This window comes from Pseudomonas sp. YuFO20, from assembly GCF_035064975.1.
Lineage (GTDB): Bacteria > Pseudomonadota > Gammaproteobacteria > Pseudomonadales > Pseudomonadaceae > Aquipseudomonas > Aquipseudomonas putida_AE.
The window spans coordinates 73,186-87,873 of the sequence record NZ_JAXDEO010000008.1 but is presented as its reverse complement, the minus strand read 5'-3'; the positions used below and the strand labels follow the sequence as shown (position 1 = coordinate 87,873).

Here is a 14,688-nt window from a genome sequence, read left to right as displayed (position 1 = left end):
GCCCGCTCCCACAGGTGACCGAGTTCTACCAGAGGAATGCTGTCAACTGTGGGAGCGGGCTTGCTCGCGAAGGGGCCATTAGCCACGAAGCTGCATCGCCCGATATCCGCATAAACAAAAACGCCGCGATCCTCTCGCGGCGTTTTTGTGTCTGTTGCCTTACCCCAGGTTCTTGCCGAGCAGCGCGTGGTACAGCTCGCTGTCGCCGAGAATCCCCACCACATGGTTGTTGTCGTGCAGCACCAGCTTGTTGCCGGTCTGGTAGCGGATCTGCAGCGCATCGCGCATGCCGATATTCGAATCCACCAGCGTCGGCCGGCGACCCAGGCCTTCAACCGCCTGGCCCGGTACCCAGTTCTGCAGATCCAGGCTCGAGCCGTTCTGGCGTGCGCCCTTGATGGTGTTGCCTTCGGCCAGGTCGAGCCACGAATCGCCACCCGGATCGAGGCACACCGAACCGTTGATGCGCTTGCAGTTGTCCAGGGTGCGCATCAGGCTGCGACCGCACAACACGTTCAGCGGGTTGGTGTGGGCGACGAAGGTGCGCACATAGTCGTCCGCAGGGTTGAGGACGATTTCTTCAGGCTTGCTGTACTGGATGATCCGGCCGTCTTTCATGATCGCGATACGGCTGCCGAGCTTCAGGGCTTCATCAAGGTCGTGGCTCACGAAGACGATGGTCTTGCTCAGCTTGCGTTGCAGTTCCAGCAGTTCGTCCTGCAGGCCCTGGCGGATCAGCGGGTCGAGCGCGGAGAACGGTTCGTCCATCAGCAAAATATCGGCGTCCATCGCCAGCGCGCGGGCCAGGCCCACACGTTGCTGCATGCCGCCGGACAGCTCATCGGGTTTCTTGTTGCGCCATTGGGTCAGGCCTACCAGTTCGAGTTTTTCATCGACCAGCTTCTTGCGTTCCTTCTCCGGACGGCCCTGCATTTCCAGGCCGAAGCTGATGTTCTCGCGCACCGTCAGCCAAGGCATCAGGGCGAACTTCTGGAACACCATGGCGATGCGCTTGGTGCGCATCATTTTCAGTTCGGCCGGGGTACAGGCAGCAATGTTGATCTGCTTGCCTTCGTGCTCGACGTACAGCTTGCCACGGCTGACGGTGTTGAGGCCGTTGATGCAACGCAACAGGCTGGATTTGCCGGAGCCGGACAGGCCCATCAGCACGCAGATTTCACCTTTTTCGATATCCAGGCTGGCCTTTTCCACGCCAACGATTTGCCCGGTCTTTTTCAGGATCTCGCTGCGGGTCAAACCTTGATCGAGAAGCTTCAGGGCCTCGCGCGGATCCTTGGTGAAGATTACGTCGACGTCTTCGAAGCGAATTATGCTCATGCGTCACCCCCTACTTTAGCGTCGGGTTGTTTGCAGATACGGTCGAGCATGATCGCCAGCAGTACGATCGCCAGGCCTGCTTCGAAGCCCAGGGCGATATCAGCGGTATTCAGTGCGTTGACCACGGGTTTGCCCAGGCCGTCGGCGCCCACCAGTGCCGCGATCACTACCATCGACAGCGACAGCATGATGCACTGGGTGATGCCGGCCGCGATGCTTGGCATGGCGTGGGGCAGTTCGATACGTGAGAGCAGTTGACGGCGCGAGCAGCCGAAGGCCTTGCCGGCGTCCATCAATTCTTGCGGGACATCGCGGATGCCCAGGTAGGTCAGGCGGATGGGCGCGGCAATCGCGAACACCACCGTGGAGATCAGGCCCGGGACCACACCCAGACCGAAGAGAGTCAGGGTAGGAATGAGGTAGACGAAGGTCGGCACGGTCTGCATCAGATCGAGCACCGGACGCATCATGGTGTAGAACATCGGTTTGTGCGCGGCGACGATGCCCAACGGCACGCCGATCAATACGCAGACCAGGGTGGCGAACAACACCTGGGCGAGGGTTTCCATGGTTTCCTGCCAGTACCCCAGGTTGAGGATCAGCAGGAAGGAGGCAATGACGAAGGCGGTGAGGCCCCATTTGCGCTGGATGAAGTGGGCAAGTATTGCGATTAGGCCGATCAAGACCAGCGGGTTGAACCAGGTCAGCGCAAACGTCACGCCGTGGATCATCGTTTCCAGTGACACGGCAATTGCGTCGAAGGTGTTGGCGCCGTGTTGCGTCAACCATTCAACGAAGCCTGCGATGTACTGGCCTAGAGGTATTTTCTGATCAATCAGCATGGTAGTGAACGTCCGCATGCAAGGAGATAAACAGCCCGGGCGGGCGAACCCGCCCGGCATAAGCGATTACTGTGCGAGCTTGGCTTTCACGGCCTCCAGGCCAGGTTTACCGTCAATGGTGGTCACGCCAGCGAGCCAGGTATCGAGCACCTGGGGATTCTTTTTCAGCCAGGCCTTGGCGGCCGCGTCAGGCTTCATTTTGTCGTCCAGGATGTTGCCCATCAGTTCACTTTCCATGTCGACGGTGAACTCCAGGTTCTTCAGCAACTGACCGACGTTGCTGCATTCCGAGGCGTAGCCCTTGCGGGTGTTGGTCGCCACGGTGGCGGCGCCAAAATCGGGGCCGAAGAAGTCGTCGCCGCCGGTCAGGTATTGAATCTTGAAGCGCTTGTTCATCGGGTGCGGGGCCCAGCCCAGGAACACCACGGCGGTGTCGCGTTTCTGCGCGCGGTCGACCTGCGACAGCATGCCGGCCTCGCTGGACTCGACGACCTTGAAGCCGGCGTCCTTGAGGCCGAAGGCGTTCTTGTCGATCATACTCTGGATCAGGCGGTTGCCGTCGTTGCCCGGCTCGATGCCGTAGATCTTGCCGTCCAGTTCCTTCTTGAACTTGGCGATGTCGGCGAAATCATGCAGCCCTTTGTCATACAGCGCCTGAGGCACGGCGAGGGTGTATTTGGCGCCCTTGAGGTTGGTGCGCACGGTGTCCACGGTGCCGGCATCGCGGTAGGGCTTGATGTCGTTTTCCATGGTCGGCATCCAGTTGCCCAGGAAAACGTCCATGTTCTTGCCGTCGGCCAGGGACTTGTAGGTCACGGGCACGGAAATCATGGTGGTCTTGGTCTTGTAGCCGAGGGCGTTGAGCACGACGCTGGTGGTCGCGGTTGTCGCGGTAATGTCGGTCCAGCCGACGTCTGAGAAGTTTACGGTGTTGCATTGGGCCGGTTCGGCGGCTTGCGCCAGAACCGGCAGACTAAGCAGGGCGGCCAACAACAACGACGGGGAACCTTTCATGGATGGACTCCTTGGTGTTTTTTTTGGCAGTGTTTCCGACTGGAACCACCGCACTTATAGGTTGCGGTTGGATGGCGTTTTGGAGACAGCTCTACCACGGCGCCTTGCAATCGAGTCGATACGATCATGTACCAGTGAAAATCTGACGCCTACAGGGTGCGTCGTAACCAGTACAGGGATGGTCGCATCCAGTGTCGGTGACGTCGTTTACAGCTTTTTTCAGCCTCTTTTGTCCGTCTGAACCGCAAAAAAACGGCGCAAACACGACGTGAAAGACACGCGGCGTTCGTGGACATGAGTGCGTCGGTGTGAGACGTCGAACGACAGGATAAAAGCCTGATGATGCGGCCATCCCGACGGATTGCAGCTTGAGCGTAGCAGCTCCGTCACCGGGCGCTTTTGCGCCTGGGCGTTGGCACATCCAGGAGTCCGGCAGCAATGGCTATCAGTGTTTTCGACCTGTTCAAAATCGGCATCGGCCCGTCCAGTTCACACACCGTGGGGCCTATGCGGGCGGCGGCGTTGTTCGTGCAGGGTTTGCGTGAGCGGGGGCTGCTCGAGCAGGTTCGGCGAGTCGAAGTTCAGCTCTTTGGGTCGCTGTCGGCCACCGGTATCGGCCACGGCAGCGACAACGCGGTGATCATGGGATTGATGGGCGAGTGGCCGGATGCAATCGATCCGTCGCAAATCGGCCTGCGCATCGACATCCTGCGCGAAACGGATACGTTGTTGCTCGACGGCCGTTTGCCGGTCCCGTTCATCTGGTCCAGGGACATGCGCCTGATCGATGAAAACCTGCCGTTTCACCCCAATGCCATGACCCTGATTGTCGAAGGAGATGACGGCGAGTTGCATCGCGACACCTACTATTCGGTCGGCGGCGGTTTTGTCGTCGATGAGGCGCAAGCCAGCAGCGGGGTGGTCGACATGGATCGCACCGAGCTGCCGTACGATTTTTCCAGCGCGGCCGAGCTGCTGGAGCTGTGTAAAACGCACAACCTGCGGGTGGCCGAACTGATGATGGCCAACGAGAAGGTCTGGCGCAGCGAAGAGGAAATCCGCAGTGGCCTGATGCACCTGTGGCGCGCCATGCAGGATTGCGTCGAGCACGGCCTCAAGCACGAGGGCATCCTGCCCGGTGGCCTGAATGTGCGCCGTCGCGCGGCGAAATTGCATCGCAGCCTGCAGGAGCTGAACAAACCCAACGTGATCGGCTCGACCCTGAGCGCCATGGAGTGGGTCAACCTGTTTGCCCTGGCGGTCAACGAAGAGAACGCCGCCGGCGGGCGCATGGTCACGGCGCCGACCAATGGCGCGGCGGGGATCATTCCGGCGGTGTTGCACTACTTCATGAAATTCAGCGAGGACGTGACCGACGCCAATGTCGTCGACTACCTGCTCGGCGCGGCTTCGGTGGGGATCCTGTGCAAGAAGAACGCCTCGATCTCCGGGGCCGAAGTCGGATGCCAGGGCGAAGTCGGTTCGGCCTGCGCCATGGCGGCGGCGGGTTTGGCGGAAATCCTCGGGGCCACACCGGAACAACTGTGTAACGCGGCGGAAATCGGCCTGGAGCACAACTTGGGACTCACGTGCGATCCGGTGGGCGGCCTGGTGCAGGTGCCGTGTATCGAGCGCAATGCGATTGCTGCGGTGAAAGCGATCAACGCTGCGCAGATGGCTTTGCGCGGCGATGGTCAGCACTTTATCTCGCTGGATCGGGTGATCCGCACGATGCGCGATACCGGTGCCGATATGCATGACAAATATAAGGAGACGTCGCGGGGTGGGTTGGCGGTAAGCGCGGTGGAGTGCTGAGACCGTGTCGATCCTATCGCCAGCAGGCTGGCTCCCACAGTAGATTTGGATCGGCCACAAAACCTGTGGGAGCCAGCCTGCTGGCGATGGGGCCAGACCAGTCAAAACTGCGCGTTAAGTGAACACCCGATTTAAAACACGCCACCTTTTGGCGCGTCGCTTACAGATAAGTACCTGACTTCAAAATCAGGACCACTCCTGTCCCTGACCACCCGTCACCCGTGCCTGCGGTGACACTCTTGCAGGGCTCGCCGCAGCCCTGTTCCCACAAGTGCTACCGATTTGCTCACACGCAACGGGGCAGAGCGCTTGCCGCCATTGATGGCACTTATAACCCCTACTCCCGCCGCGTCATATATAGACACATTCCGACGTCGTTTTCAGGAGTTATTGAACGCGCATTCAAATTTAGGCATGGCAATTGCTCTGTCATTACAAAGCCCGTCTCCCACGCGAGAACGATGGCAATAACAAGAGCCTCCGCCTGAGGCCATCACCCGCTTTGTGTGAGGAGATACCGCGATGACGACGTTCAACTCCGGGGCCCAACCCCAGAACCGTGCGCCTCAATCCATCGGCTTTCTGCTGCTGGACAATTTCACGCTGATTTCCCTGGCCTCCGCAGTCGAACCGCTGCGCATGGCCAACCAGTTGTCCGGCCGTGAGCTGTATCGCTGGACCACCCTCACCGTCGATGGCGGTCAAGTCTGGGCCAGTGACGGTTTGCAAATCACCCCTGACGCTTCCATGCACAAAGCGCCTCCCATGGACACCGTGATCGTCTGCGGTGGTATCGGCATTCAACGCACTGTTACCCGCGAACACGTGTCCTGGCTGCAGAGCCAGGCCCGTCAGTCCCGTCGCCTGGGTGCAGTCTGCACCGGTAGCTGGGCCCTGGCCTGCGCCGGCCTGCTGGACGGTTTCGATTGCAGTGTGCACTGGGAATGCCTGGCGGCGATGCAGGAAGCGTTTCCGCGGGTGGCCATGAGTACCCGCCTGTTCACCCTCGACCGTAACCGCTTCACCAGCTCCGGTGGCACCGCGCCGCTGGACATGATGCTGCACCTGATCAGCCGCGATCACGGTCGCGAGCTGTCGGCCGCGATCTCGGAGATGTTCGTCTACGAGCGCATCCGCAACGAACAGGATCACCAGCGCGTGCCGCTCAAGCACATGCTCGGCACCAATCAGCCGAAGTTGCAGGAAATCGTCGCGCTGATGGAAGCCAACCTCGAAGAGCCGATCGACCTCGACGAACTGGCGGTGTACGTCGCCGTGTCCCGTCGTCAGCTCGAGCGGCTGTTCCAGAAGTACCTGCATTGCTCGCCGTCGCGTTACTACCTGAAACTGCGCCTGATCCGCGCGCGGCAACTGCTCAAGCAAACGCCGATGTCGATCATCGAAGTGGCGTCGGTCTGTGGCTTCGTGTCCACGCCGCACTTCTCCAAGTGCTACCGCGAATACTTCGGCATTCCGCCGCGTGACGAGCGTGTGGGTTCCAACACCACGCAACAGGTGGCGATGATGCCGCTGCCACAGGCGTTGGTGCTGTCGCCTTTGTCGGGGCCGTTGTCGGCGCTGAGTCAGGCGCGTAATGAGTCGACGTTTGCCAGTGTAAGGCTCTAGACCGAGGCGCCTTCATTCGCGAGCAAGCCCGCTCCCACATTCAACCGCATTCCCATGATGGAACTCGGTTGAATGTGGGAGCGGGCTTGCTCGCGAAGGTGTCTTAACGGGCAGTGCGGCTCTGCTGGTACTCCGCCAATGCCGGCAGCAATTGCCTGTCAATGGCCTGGCGCACCGCCGGCAGGATCGTCGCGCTGCTGGTGTACATCTGCTTGACCATTGTGCGCAGCTCGGTGGCCCGTTCGTTGTTCAAACCTCGCACCGCAAACTCGCAAGCCTGCTCGGCGGTGGCGCCGGTCGGCACTTGAAAGCCCAATGACTTGAGCTGGCCCAACAGGTCTTCCTGGTCTATCAAATCGGCGTGCATCATGACGCTAATCCTTCTTCTGGGAATGATGTCGTGGCTCGATTCTGGTAGTGGCACGCAGTGGCGGCAAGGGCGATTTGTCGTTATGGCAGCATTGACTATGAACAGGTCGTTTTCGGGCTATTTCCCTGCGCTGAGAGTCGGCACACTGGACCCAGCTCGCTTCACGAGGGTTTGGTCACCTTCCCACGGCAGCTCCTCAACAGTACCCTCTGCCTCGATCCTGTCACGGCTTGATCGGGGCTTTTTTTTGCCTGTGAATCTCCCACATTGGATCAATGTCGTGCACAGATCCCCTGTGGGAGCGGGTTAGCTCGCGAAGAACGATGACGCGGTCTAGCGTTGCAACACAAGAATGCGCGACAACAACTCATCTCGATCCACATAACACCCCTGGAAATGCCGCGCCCCGGTGGCGGGATCAAACGCATTGCGCGCATGCAAAGTGCGACGGTTGTCGAAGCACCAGAGCTCGCCCGGATTGAGCCTTTGCATCAGCCTGAATCGGGGCTCGCGCGTCATCGCAATGAAGCGGCGATAGGCGTGATACAGCCTGGGCATCTGCTCCACCGACGCATCGAACGGCCCCCGCAGAAAGTTCGCCATGCGAATCTCCGACACCTGCCCCAAAGCATCCAGGGCGATGATCGGCGCGAGGCAACGGTAGTCGCTGTGGCGGTCCTTGTTGCGAAACTCCACGGGGATCTTGCAAAGGCTGGTGAATGCCTCCGGGTCTTCGCGGCGCAAGGCGTCGGCGATGGCAAAACCGTCGACGAAAATACTCTCGCCACCCTCGGCATCGTTGACCAGGCAATGCAGGAATTGCAGCCCCGGTTGTAACTCCCGGGTCGGCAGATCGCTGTGCAACGGCAAGTTGAAAGCGGTGTAGGCGTTGCTGTCGGCATCGGCCTTGGATTGCACGTTGAACAGCACGCCGAAATTGCTCTCGCGGATGAAGGAAATGCGCTGGGCGATCAGCTTCAGCGAGCCGGGCTCGGTGGGGACGCCACGGACTTGGGTCAGGCCGGTGTCGCGCACAGCCAGCAGCCATTGCAGCAGGGCGTCGTTGTCCTTCATCAGCGCTTGATAGTCGAACACCGGCAATTGCAGATCACTGTGCCAAAGCCTGGCCTTGGGCTTGCCGGCCAGGCGCTCAGCGCGGGATTCGTCGTCATAGGCGTGGGCCCGCAACCAGCCGGGGTCGAAGCGGCTGAGGTGGCCATCCTGCCATTGCACGCTCAGGCAACCTTCAGCGTCGATGCTGGTTTGGGCGGGCATCAGGTTTTCTGGTACATCGACGATTTCCAGCACCTGTTCGCGGGTCACCGTGTAGACGCATGACGGGCACGGGCAATTGTCCCGCAGCCAGGGGTGGTGAAAGGGGCTGACGCGGTTGTCGGCCCACTTCACCAGGACACGATCGGCCATGGCCTGCACGCCGGTCAGCGCGCTGATCAATGGATAAGTACGGAAGTCGGCAAAAGCGGCGGCGGTGTTCATGGGATCTCCTGGTTATTTTTTTGGCGGTAATGCGATCACTCGGCCGACGTAGGCGGGGGCGGGCAGGTCGGTCTGTTCGGCGACGATGGCTTGCAGTTTGCCCAGGGTATCTTCGCTGAATGGTGTAGAGCGCGGCCCGGCGAGGTCGACGTGCAGCAGCATTTGTTCATTACCCGCGAGCTCCTGGTCGTCACCGACCCGATGCAGGCTGTGATAGAGGTGCAGGCGTTTGCTGTCGTGGGCAATGATTTGTGTATGCACCTCGACCTCGGCGTCGAGCTTCACTTCGTGCAGGTAATTGAGGTGCAGTTCGAGGGTGAACAGCGAGTTGCCGCTGGCTTCGCGGTTGTTGCTGTCCATGCCGAGGCGATCCATCAGGGCGTCAGTGGCGTAGCTGAAGATCAGCAGGTAGAACGCGTCGCGCAGATGGCCGTTGTAGTCGACCCAGTCGGGGATGATTCTGGTTTGGTAGGTGGTGAGGGCGGGCATGTCATCAAGTCCTGAAGTCATGAAAACCTGTAGGAGCCGGCTTGCTGGCGATGGCGAAGTTAGCAACACCGCAGAGGTGGCGGATGTACCGGCCTCATCGCTGGCAAGCCAGCTCCTACAGGGATCAGCGGTGTTTATTCGGCAAATGCCATCCCATGCTTCTCTTTGGTGGTCTTCACCGCTTCCAGCACGGCCAGCAGGCAGTCATCACGATAGCGCTCCAGCGCCGAAATGCTGTGTTTGCCCAACTGATCGCTGGTGCCGTCCACCACATCGTCGATCAACTTGTCGGTCAGCTCCGGCGCCGGCAGGTAGGTCCACGGCAACTGCAAGGCCGGGCCGAACTGGGCCATGAAGTGGCGCATGCCGGCGTCGCCGCCGGCCAGAGTGTAGGTCAGGAACGTGCCCATGAACGACCAGCGCAAACCGGCGCCAAAACGGATCGCATCGTCGATTTCGCCGGTGGTCGCCACACCGTCGTTGACCAGGTGCAACGCCTCGCGCCACAGCGCTTCGAGCAGGCGGTCGGCGATGAATCCTGGCACTTCCTTGCGCACGTGCAGCGGGCGCATGCCGAGGGATTCGTAGACTTTCATCGCCGCTTGCACGGCTTCGGGGGCGGTGTTCTTGCCGCCGACCACCTCCACCAATGGCAACAGGTAAACCGGATTGAACGGGTGCCCGACCACGCAGCGTTCCGGGTGAGTCGAACTCTCGTAAAACTCGCTCGGCAGCAGGCCGGAAGTGCTGGAACCGATCAAGGCATCGGGCTTGGCCGCGGCGCTGATCTTGCTGTGCAGTTCCAGTTTCAGTTCAAGGCGTTCAGGGGCGCTTTCCTGGATGAAATCGGCGTCGCGCACGCATTCTTCAATGGTCGCGACAAAGCGCAGGCGATCCTGCGAGGCGCCAGGTGCCAGGCCCTGTTTTTCCAGGGCGCCCCAGGCATTGGCGACGCGTTTGCGCAGGGCGGCCTCGGCACCCGGCGCCGGGTCCCAAGCCACCACGTCCAGGCCATGGGCGAGGGCACGGGACACCCAGCCGCTGCCGATGACACCGCTGCCCAGCGCTGCGAAGATTTTGATTTCGGTAATGAAGGTCATGGCAACTTCCTGAAGAGTTCGGTGAACCCCTGTAGGAGCCGGCTTGCCGGCGAAGGCGATTTCAGCACCGCAGAAGATGCGGCGGATTTACCGGCCTCTTCGCCGGCAAGCCGGCTCCTGCAGGGGTAGGGTGTAAGTGCAATCAACCGCGCTGGGTCAGGCCCATTTTCTTGCGGCCTTCAGCCGGGGTCAGCACACGAGCGCCGAGGCGGCTGAGGATTTCTGTCGCACGCTCGACCAACTGGCCGTTGGTCGCCAGCACGCCCTTGTCCAGCCACAGGTTGTCTTCCAGCCCGACGCGCACGTTGCCACCCAACAGCACGGCTTGCGCGGCCATCGGCATTTGCATGCGGCCGATGCCGAAACCGGCCCAGACGGCGTCTGCAGGCAGGTTGTCGACCATGGCTTTCATGGTGGTGGTGTCGGCCGGCGCACCCCACGGGATGCCCAGGCACAGTTGGAACAGCGGGTTGTCGAGCAGGCCTTCCTTGATCATCTGTTTGGCGAACCACAGGTGACCGGTGTCGAAAATCTCCAGCTCGGCCTTCACGCCCAGCTCCTGGATGCGTTTGGCGCCAGCACGCAGCTGCGCCGGGGTGGAGACGTAGATGGTGTCGCCATCGCCAAAGTTCAGCGTGCCGCAATCGAGGGTGCAGATTTCCGGCAGCAGTTCTTCGACATGGGCCAGGCGGGTCAGCGGGCCGACCAGGTCGGTGTTCGGGCCGAACTCCATCGGCTTCTCGCCAGCGCCGATTTCCAGGTCACCACCCATACCGGCGGTGAGGTTGACGATGATGTCGACATCGGCCTCGCGGATGCGCTCCATCACTTCGCGGTACAGCGCCACGTCGCGGCTGAACTTGCCGGTTTCAGGATCGCGGACATGGCAGTGAACCACGGTGGCGCCGGCCTTGGCGGCTTCCACGGCGGCAGCGGCGATCTGTTTCGGGGTGACCGGCACGTGTGGGCTCCTGGCGGTCGTGTCGCCAGCACCGGTGAGTGCGCAGGTGATGATGACGTCGTGGTTCATTTTTCGGTTCCTTACAGGCGTAGTGGTTCCGTTCGCAGCCCGTTCGGGCTGCGAATCGGTGGTTCAAGTCAGGGGGTTATTTGCTGGTCAGCTTGAGGTTCTCAGCCGCCGGCTTGCCATCGAAGGTGGTCACGCCTTCGAGCCAGCGCTGTTTGTCTTGCGGGTGATCGTTCAGCCACTGTTTGGCCGATTCGAAGGCGTCCTTGTGATCCAGTAGTGGCTGCATCATGCGGCTCTCGTCTTCGGCGGTGAACGTCAGGTTGCTCAGCAGGCGTCCGATGTTGGGGCACTGTTCGGCATATTTCGGCGCGGTGACGGTCCAGACCGTGGCCATGCCTTCGTTAGGGCCGAGGGCGTCGTCGCTGCCGGTGAGGTAGGTCATCTGCACGTTGACGTTCATCGGGTGCGGCGCCCAGCCGAAGAACACCACGGCTTCCTTGCGGCGCACCGCGCGATCCACCGCCGCGAGCATGCCGGCTTCGCTGGATTCGACCAGTTGGAACTTGCCGAGGCCGAACTGGTTCTTGGCGATCATCGCCTTGATCTGGGTGTTGGCGCCCGAGCCGGGCTCGATGCCGTAGATCTTGCCGCCCAGTTCTTTTTCGAACCTGGCGATGTCGGCGAAGGTTTTCAGGCCCTTGTCTGCAAGATAAGTCGGAACGGCGAGGGTGGCGCGGGCATCTTTCAGGCTGGGTGCTTCAAGCACCTTGACCTGATTGGCGTCGACGAACGGGGTGATGGTCTGGGTCATCAGCGGGTTCCAGTAACCCAGGAACAGGTCCAGGCGCTGATCGCGGATCCCGGCGAAGATGATTTGCTGGGAGGCGCTGGTTTGTTTGGTGTTGTAGCCGAGGCCGTCGAGCAATACCTGGGTCATCGCACTGGTGGCGATCACGTCGGTCCAGTTCACCACGCCCATGCGTACATTCTGGCAAGAGGCGGGTTCCGCGGCCATGACGCTGGCGCTCAGCAAAGCGGTACCACTGAGTGCAAGAACACAGCTGCTGATCAGTCGTTTCATTCTCAGGTTCCTCGGCAGTTTCATTATTGTGAGTTCCGGCGTCTGATGCGCCGGTGATGACAAGTTACGCAGCTAAGCGGCCATGAAAGCGCACTGCGGCGACCAGCTCTTGCACTGCAGCGACCTGTGCTCTTGAATGGCTGTTGCAAGTGGCGTATCAACGTCCTCACGCTACCCGCCCTCTCGTTACCGGCCATCGAGTGCGCACCATGTCCCAGGATTTCTACTTCTTGTTGATGCCGGGTTTCTCGGCCATTGGATTTATCTCGGCCATCGAGCCGTTGCGGGTCGCCAATCGTTTTCGTGGCGAGTTGTATCGCTGGCATGTATTGAGCGCCGATGGCGGGGCAGTGCTGGCCAGCAACGGCATGTCGGTCAACGCCGACGCGGCACTGGAGCCGTTGAAGAAGGGCTCGACCTTGTTGGTGGTCGCCGGCTTTGAACCGCTGAAGTTCGCCACTCCAGCGCTGGAGCACTGGCTGCGCCGGCTGGACCTTGAAGGCGTCACCCTCGGCGCCATCGACACCGGCAGCTTTATCCTCGCCGAAGCCGGCCTGCTCGACGGCCACCGCCTGACCCTGCACTGGGAAGCCATCGACGCCTTCAAGGAGTCCTATCCGCAACTCAGCGTCACCCAGGAACTGTTCGAGATCGACCGTCGGCGCATCACCTCCGCCGGCGGTACCGCGTCCATCGATTTAATGCTGGATCTGATCGCCCAGGCCCACGGCCCGGAACTGGCGATCCAGGTCAGCGAACAATTCGTGCTCGGCCGCATCCGCCCGCGCAAAGACCACCAGCGCATGGAAGTCGCCACGCGTTATGGCATCAGTAACAAGAAACTGGTGCAGGTGATTGGTGAGATGGAGCAGCACAGCGAACCGCCGTTGAGTACGCTGGAATTGGCGGAATCGATCAAGGTGACGCGGCGGCAGTTGGAGCGGTTGTTTCGCCTGCATTTGAACGACACGCCGAGCAATTTCTATCTGCGTTTGCGCCTGGAGAAGGCGCGGCAGTTGTTGCGGCAGACCGATATGAGCGTGCTGGAAGTGAGCATCGCCTGCGGGTTTGAATCGCCGTCGTATTTCACCCGCAGTTATCGGGCGAAGTTTGAGCGGTGTCCGCGGGAAGACCGGCGGCGGATCAGCGATATACAAAAAGTGATCTGAAATTACGCCTTGTGGGAGCTAGCCTGCTGGCGATAACGGTGTGTCAGTCAACATCTAGATTGACTGATACACCGCTATCGCCAGCAGGCTAGCTCCCACAGATTGATCTGTGGTTGATCTTATTTTTTCATCAACGCCGAACACGCCGCCTTGTAAGCCTCATGCTGATACTTGTTCAACGTCGCCGGAGGCTCAAACCCGTGCTTCTTGGCCTGGGCATTGATGGTCTGCGGCGATAACAACGTCACTTCGCAATTCTCCAGCAACTGGAAAACCCCTTCGATCTTGAACGTCGTCGGCCCACCGGCAAACTCGCCTTTCTTGCTGCGCTTCTTGATCGCAATGCGATCAATCGAATTCTCCCGCACGAACGACGCCACCTGAGCCGCAAACACCTTGACGTTGGCGGCTTCGTCGTCATCCTCGAGGGCGATTTTCTTGGTGGCGAGCGCCAGGTGTCCCAGGGCCGAGCCTTCGAGGGTGGCCACGGCAATGATCGCTTCGCTGCCTTTGATTTCGATGCCGCAGACTTTCATGTTGAATCCCTTTTCTGGCTGAAGGCGTGAAGCTTACAGCTCAAGTTGATTGGCGGTGATGCCAAACGCCGCGGCAATCTTTTCGCGGGTGGCCTTGCGCGGCTTCGCAACGGTTTCCTGCTGGGCGAAGGCCGGTTGGGAGATGCCCATGCGTTTGGCCACTTCATCCTGTGTAAGGTTCAAGTGTTCGCGCCAGGCGCGTACAGGCAACGCACCGTCGACAATGCGGCTAACGACTTCGTGAGGGATCATCATGTTTTCCATCCTTGCGTTCACTCCTGCCCAATCGACTCCAGAAACTCCGACCGCTCATCGCTCATCCGCGCCACGCAATCATTTTGCGCAATAGTGAAGGCCTTGCTGCCAGCGGCGGCCGGGAAGGCTTCGATGGCGCAGTCGGCGTCGCGGGTTTTCAGCCATTGCTGTTGCGCGGCTTTGATCTTCGCGGTGATGTCGGCCAATTGCGACGGGTTCTTGCCGTAGAGCGACTGCATGCGCTCGGCCAGACTCTTGTAGTTCTCGCCCAGCAAGTCTTCGGCGGTTGTTTTGTTGAAGGCCGAGCATTCCAGGGTCTGGATGTCGTTTTCGACTTTGTCGCAGGGGGTGTCCTCGGACTCCTCGGCTGCGTGTACGCCGGTCGCCATCAGTGCCAATGCCAGGAAGAAGAATTTCATGTGAGTTGCCGCTCCCATCCAGTGAAGCATCAAGTGATGCGGCGAATTCTGGCCCAAGCGGACCGCCTTGAACAGGTCGGCAATTGTGCCTTGCGACGACCCTTTGTCGCGGATTGACGCTTTCGGCAATTCCCCTGTCGTTTTTGCACCCGGCTGCCCCGTCCCTC

14 protein-coding genes and 1 pseudogene are annotated in these 14,688 nt (G+C 60.5%); 3 read left to right on the top strand and 12 right to left on the bottom strand.

The window, feature by feature from the left end:
* Window positions 1-159: 159 nt before the first annotated feature.
* The 3 genes from choV to SOP85_RS06705 all read right to left on the bottom strand — a co-directional run bounded on the left by choV (window position 160) and on the right by SOP85_RS06705 (window position 3,194).
* Window positions 160-1,338, bottom strand: coding sequence for a choline ABC transporter ATP-binding protein (gene choV, locus SOP85_RS06715; protein WP_274075583.1), 1,179 nt, complete (start codon window positions 1,336-1,338; stop codon window positions 160-162).
* On the bottom strand, window positions 1,335-2,180 hold the full coding sequence (gene choW, locus SOP85_RS06710; RefSeq protein WP_274075582.1) for a choline ABC transporter permease subunit: 846 nt from the start codon (window positions 2,178-2,180) through the stop codon (window positions 1,335-1,337). Before choW ends, choV begins: the two co-directional genes overlap by 4 nt.
* Window positions 2,181-2,246: 66 nt before the next feature.
* Window positions 2,247-3,194, bottom strand: coding sequence for a choline ABC transporter substrate-binding protein (locus SOP85_RS06705; protein ID WP_274075581.1), 948 nt, complete (start codon window positions 3,192-3,194; stop codon window positions 2,247-2,249).
* Between the two features lie 438 nt (window positions 3,195-3,632).
* Between SOP85_RS06705 and SOP85_RS06700 the strand changes: the two genes are divergently transcribed.
* Window positions 3,633-5,009, top strand: coding sequence for an L-serine ammonia-lyase (locus SOP85_RS06700; RefSeq protein ID WP_060542351.1), 1,377 nt, complete (start codon window positions 3,633-3,635; stop codon window positions 5,007-5,009).
* Between the two features lie 522 nt (window positions 5,010-5,531).
* Complete coding sequence (locus SOP85_RS06695; protein WP_007975492.1) at window positions 5,532-6,635, top strand: GlxA family transcriptional regulator; 1,104 nt, start codon at window positions 5,532-5,534, stop codon at window positions 6,633-6,635.
* Window positions 6,636-6,738: 103 nt separating this feature from the next.
* Here SOP85_RS06695 and SOP85_RS06690 read toward each other — a convergent pair whose 3' ends face one another.
* The 6 genes from SOP85_RS06690 to choX all read right to left on the bottom strand — a co-directional run bounded on the left by SOP85_RS06690 (window position 6,739) and on the right by choX (window position 12,142).
* A complete protein-coding gene (locus SOP85_RS06690; protein WP_323626455.1) occupies window positions 6,739-7,005 on the bottom strand; it encodes a hypothetical protein in 267 nt (88 codons plus the stop codon).
* A gap of 333 nt (window positions 7,006-7,338) precedes the next feature.
* Window positions 7,339-8,502: a gamma-butyrobetaine dioxygenase gene (locus SOP85_RS06685; protein ID WP_274075579.1), complete on the bottom strand. Its 1,164-nt coding sequence runs from the start codon at window positions 8,500-8,502 to the stop codon at window positions 7,339-7,341.
* Between the two features lie 12 nt (window positions 8,503-8,514).
* Entirely contained in the window at window positions 8,515-8,991 is a 477-nt protein-coding gene (locus tag SOP85_RS06680; RefSeq protein WP_274075578.1) for a thioesterase family protein, read from the bottom strand.
* A gap of 134 nt (window positions 8,992-9,125) precedes the next feature.
* Window positions 9,126-10,091, bottom strand: a complete 966-nt coding sequence (locus SOP85_RS06675) for an L-carnitine dehydrogenase (RefSeq protein WP_323626454.1) — start codon at window positions 10,089-10,091, stop codon at window positions 9,126-9,128.
* A 142-nt stretch (window positions 10,092-10,233) separates the two neighbouring features.
* Window positions 10,234-11,121, bottom strand: a complete 888-nt coding sequence (locus SOP85_RS06670) for a 3-keto-5-aminohexanoate cleavage protein (RefSeq protein WP_274075576.1) — start codon at window positions 11,119-11,121, stop codon at window positions 10,234-10,236.
* 76 nt (window positions 11,122-11,197) lie between these two features.
* Entirely contained in the window at window positions 11,198-12,142 is a 945-nt protein-coding gene (gene choX / locus SOP85_RS06665; protein WP_274075575.1) for a choline ABC transporter substrate-binding protein, read from the bottom strand.
* A gap of 209 nt (window positions 12,143-12,351) precedes the next feature.
* Between choX and SOP85_RS06660 the strand changes: the two genes are divergently transcribed.
* Window positions 12,352-13,311: a GlxA family transcriptional regulator gene (locus SOP85_RS06660; RefSeq protein WP_274075574.1), complete on the top strand. Its 960-nt coding sequence runs from the start codon at window positions 12,352-12,354 to the stop codon at window positions 13,309-13,311.
* Between the two features lie 119 nt (window positions 13,312-13,430).
* Here the strand turns inward: SOP85_RS06660 and SOP85_RS06655 are convergent, their stop codons facing one another.
* From SOP85_RS06655 to SOP85_RS06645, 3 genes and pseudogenes are all read right to left on the bottom strand, one after another.
* Window positions 13,431-13,847, bottom strand: coding sequence for a DUF3010 family protein (locus tag SOP85_RS06655; RefSeq protein WP_274075573.1), 417 nt, complete (start codon window positions 13,845-13,847; stop codon window positions 13,431-13,433).
* Between the two features lie 33 nt (window positions 13,848-13,880).
* Window positions 13,881-14,102, bottom strand: a pseudogene (locus SOP85_RS06650) (helix-turn-helix domain-containing protein); the annotation flags it as partial.
* Between the two features lie 17 nt (window positions 14,103-14,119).
* Window positions 14,120-14,521: a lysozyme inhibitor LprI family protein gene (locus SOP85_RS06645; protein ID WP_274075572.1), complete on the bottom strand. Its 402-nt coding sequence runs from the start codon at window positions 14,519-14,521 to the stop codon at window positions 14,120-14,122.
* Window positions 14,522-14,688 lie beyond the last annotated feature (167 nt).

Excerpts from the sequence above, each read along its gene's own strand:
- choV (WP_274075583.1), bottom strand. The coding sequence starts at position 1,338 with ATGAGCATAATTCGCTTCGAAGACGTCGACGTAATCTTCACCAAGGAT.
- choW (WP_274075582.1), bottom strand. The coding sequence starts at position 2,180 with ATGCTGATTGATCAGAAAATACCTCTAGGCCAGTACATCGCAGGCTTC.
- SOP85_RS06705 (WP_274075581.1), bottom strand. The coding sequence starts at position 3,194 with ATGAAAGGTTCCCCGTCGTTGTTGTTGGCCGCCCTGCTTAGTCTGCCG.
- SOP85_RS06700 (WP_060542351.1), top strand. The coding sequence starts at position 3,633 with ATGGCTATCAGTGTTTTCGACCTGTTCAAAATCGGCATCGGCCCGTCC.
- SOP85_RS06695 (WP_007975492.1), top strand. The coding sequence starts at position 5,532 with ATGACGACGTTCAACTCCGGGGCCCAACCCCAGAACCGTGCGCCTCAA.
- SOP85_RS06690 (WP_323626455.1), bottom strand. The coding sequence starts at position 7,005 with ATGATGCACGCCGATTTGATAGACCAGGAAGACCTGTTGGGCCAGCTC.
- SOP85_RS06685 (WP_274075579.1), bottom strand. The coding sequence starts at position 8,502 with ATGAACACCGCCGCCGCTTTTGCCGACTTCCGTACTTATCCATTGATC.
- SOP85_RS06680 (WP_274075578.1), bottom strand. The coding sequence starts at position 8,991 with ATGCCCGCCCTCACCACCTACCAAACCAGAATCATCCCCGACTGGGTC.
- SOP85_RS06675 (WP_323626454.1), bottom strand. The coding sequence starts at position 10,091 with ATGACCTTCATTACCGAAATCAAAATCTTCGCAGCGCTGGGCAGCGGT.
- SOP85_RS06670 (WP_274075576.1), bottom strand. The coding sequence starts at position 11,121 with ATGAACCACGACGTCATCATCACCTGCGCACTCACCGGTGCTGGCGAC.
- choX (WP_274075575.1), bottom strand. The coding sequence starts at position 12,142 with ATGAAACGACTGATCAGCAGCTGTGTTCTTGCACTCAGTGGTACCGCT.
- SOP85_RS06660 (WP_274075574.1), top strand. The coding sequence starts at position 12,352 with ATGTCCCAGGATTTCTACTTCTTGTTGATGCCGGGTTTCTCGGCCATT.
- SOP85_RS06655 (WP_274075573.1), bottom strand. The coding sequence starts at position 13,847 with ATGAAAGTCTGCGGCATCGAAATCAAAGGCAGCGAAGCGATCATTGCC.
- SOP85_RS06645 (WP_274075572.1), bottom strand. The coding sequence starts at position 14,521 with ATGAAATTCTTCTTCCTGGCATTGGCACTGATGGCGACCGGCGTACAC.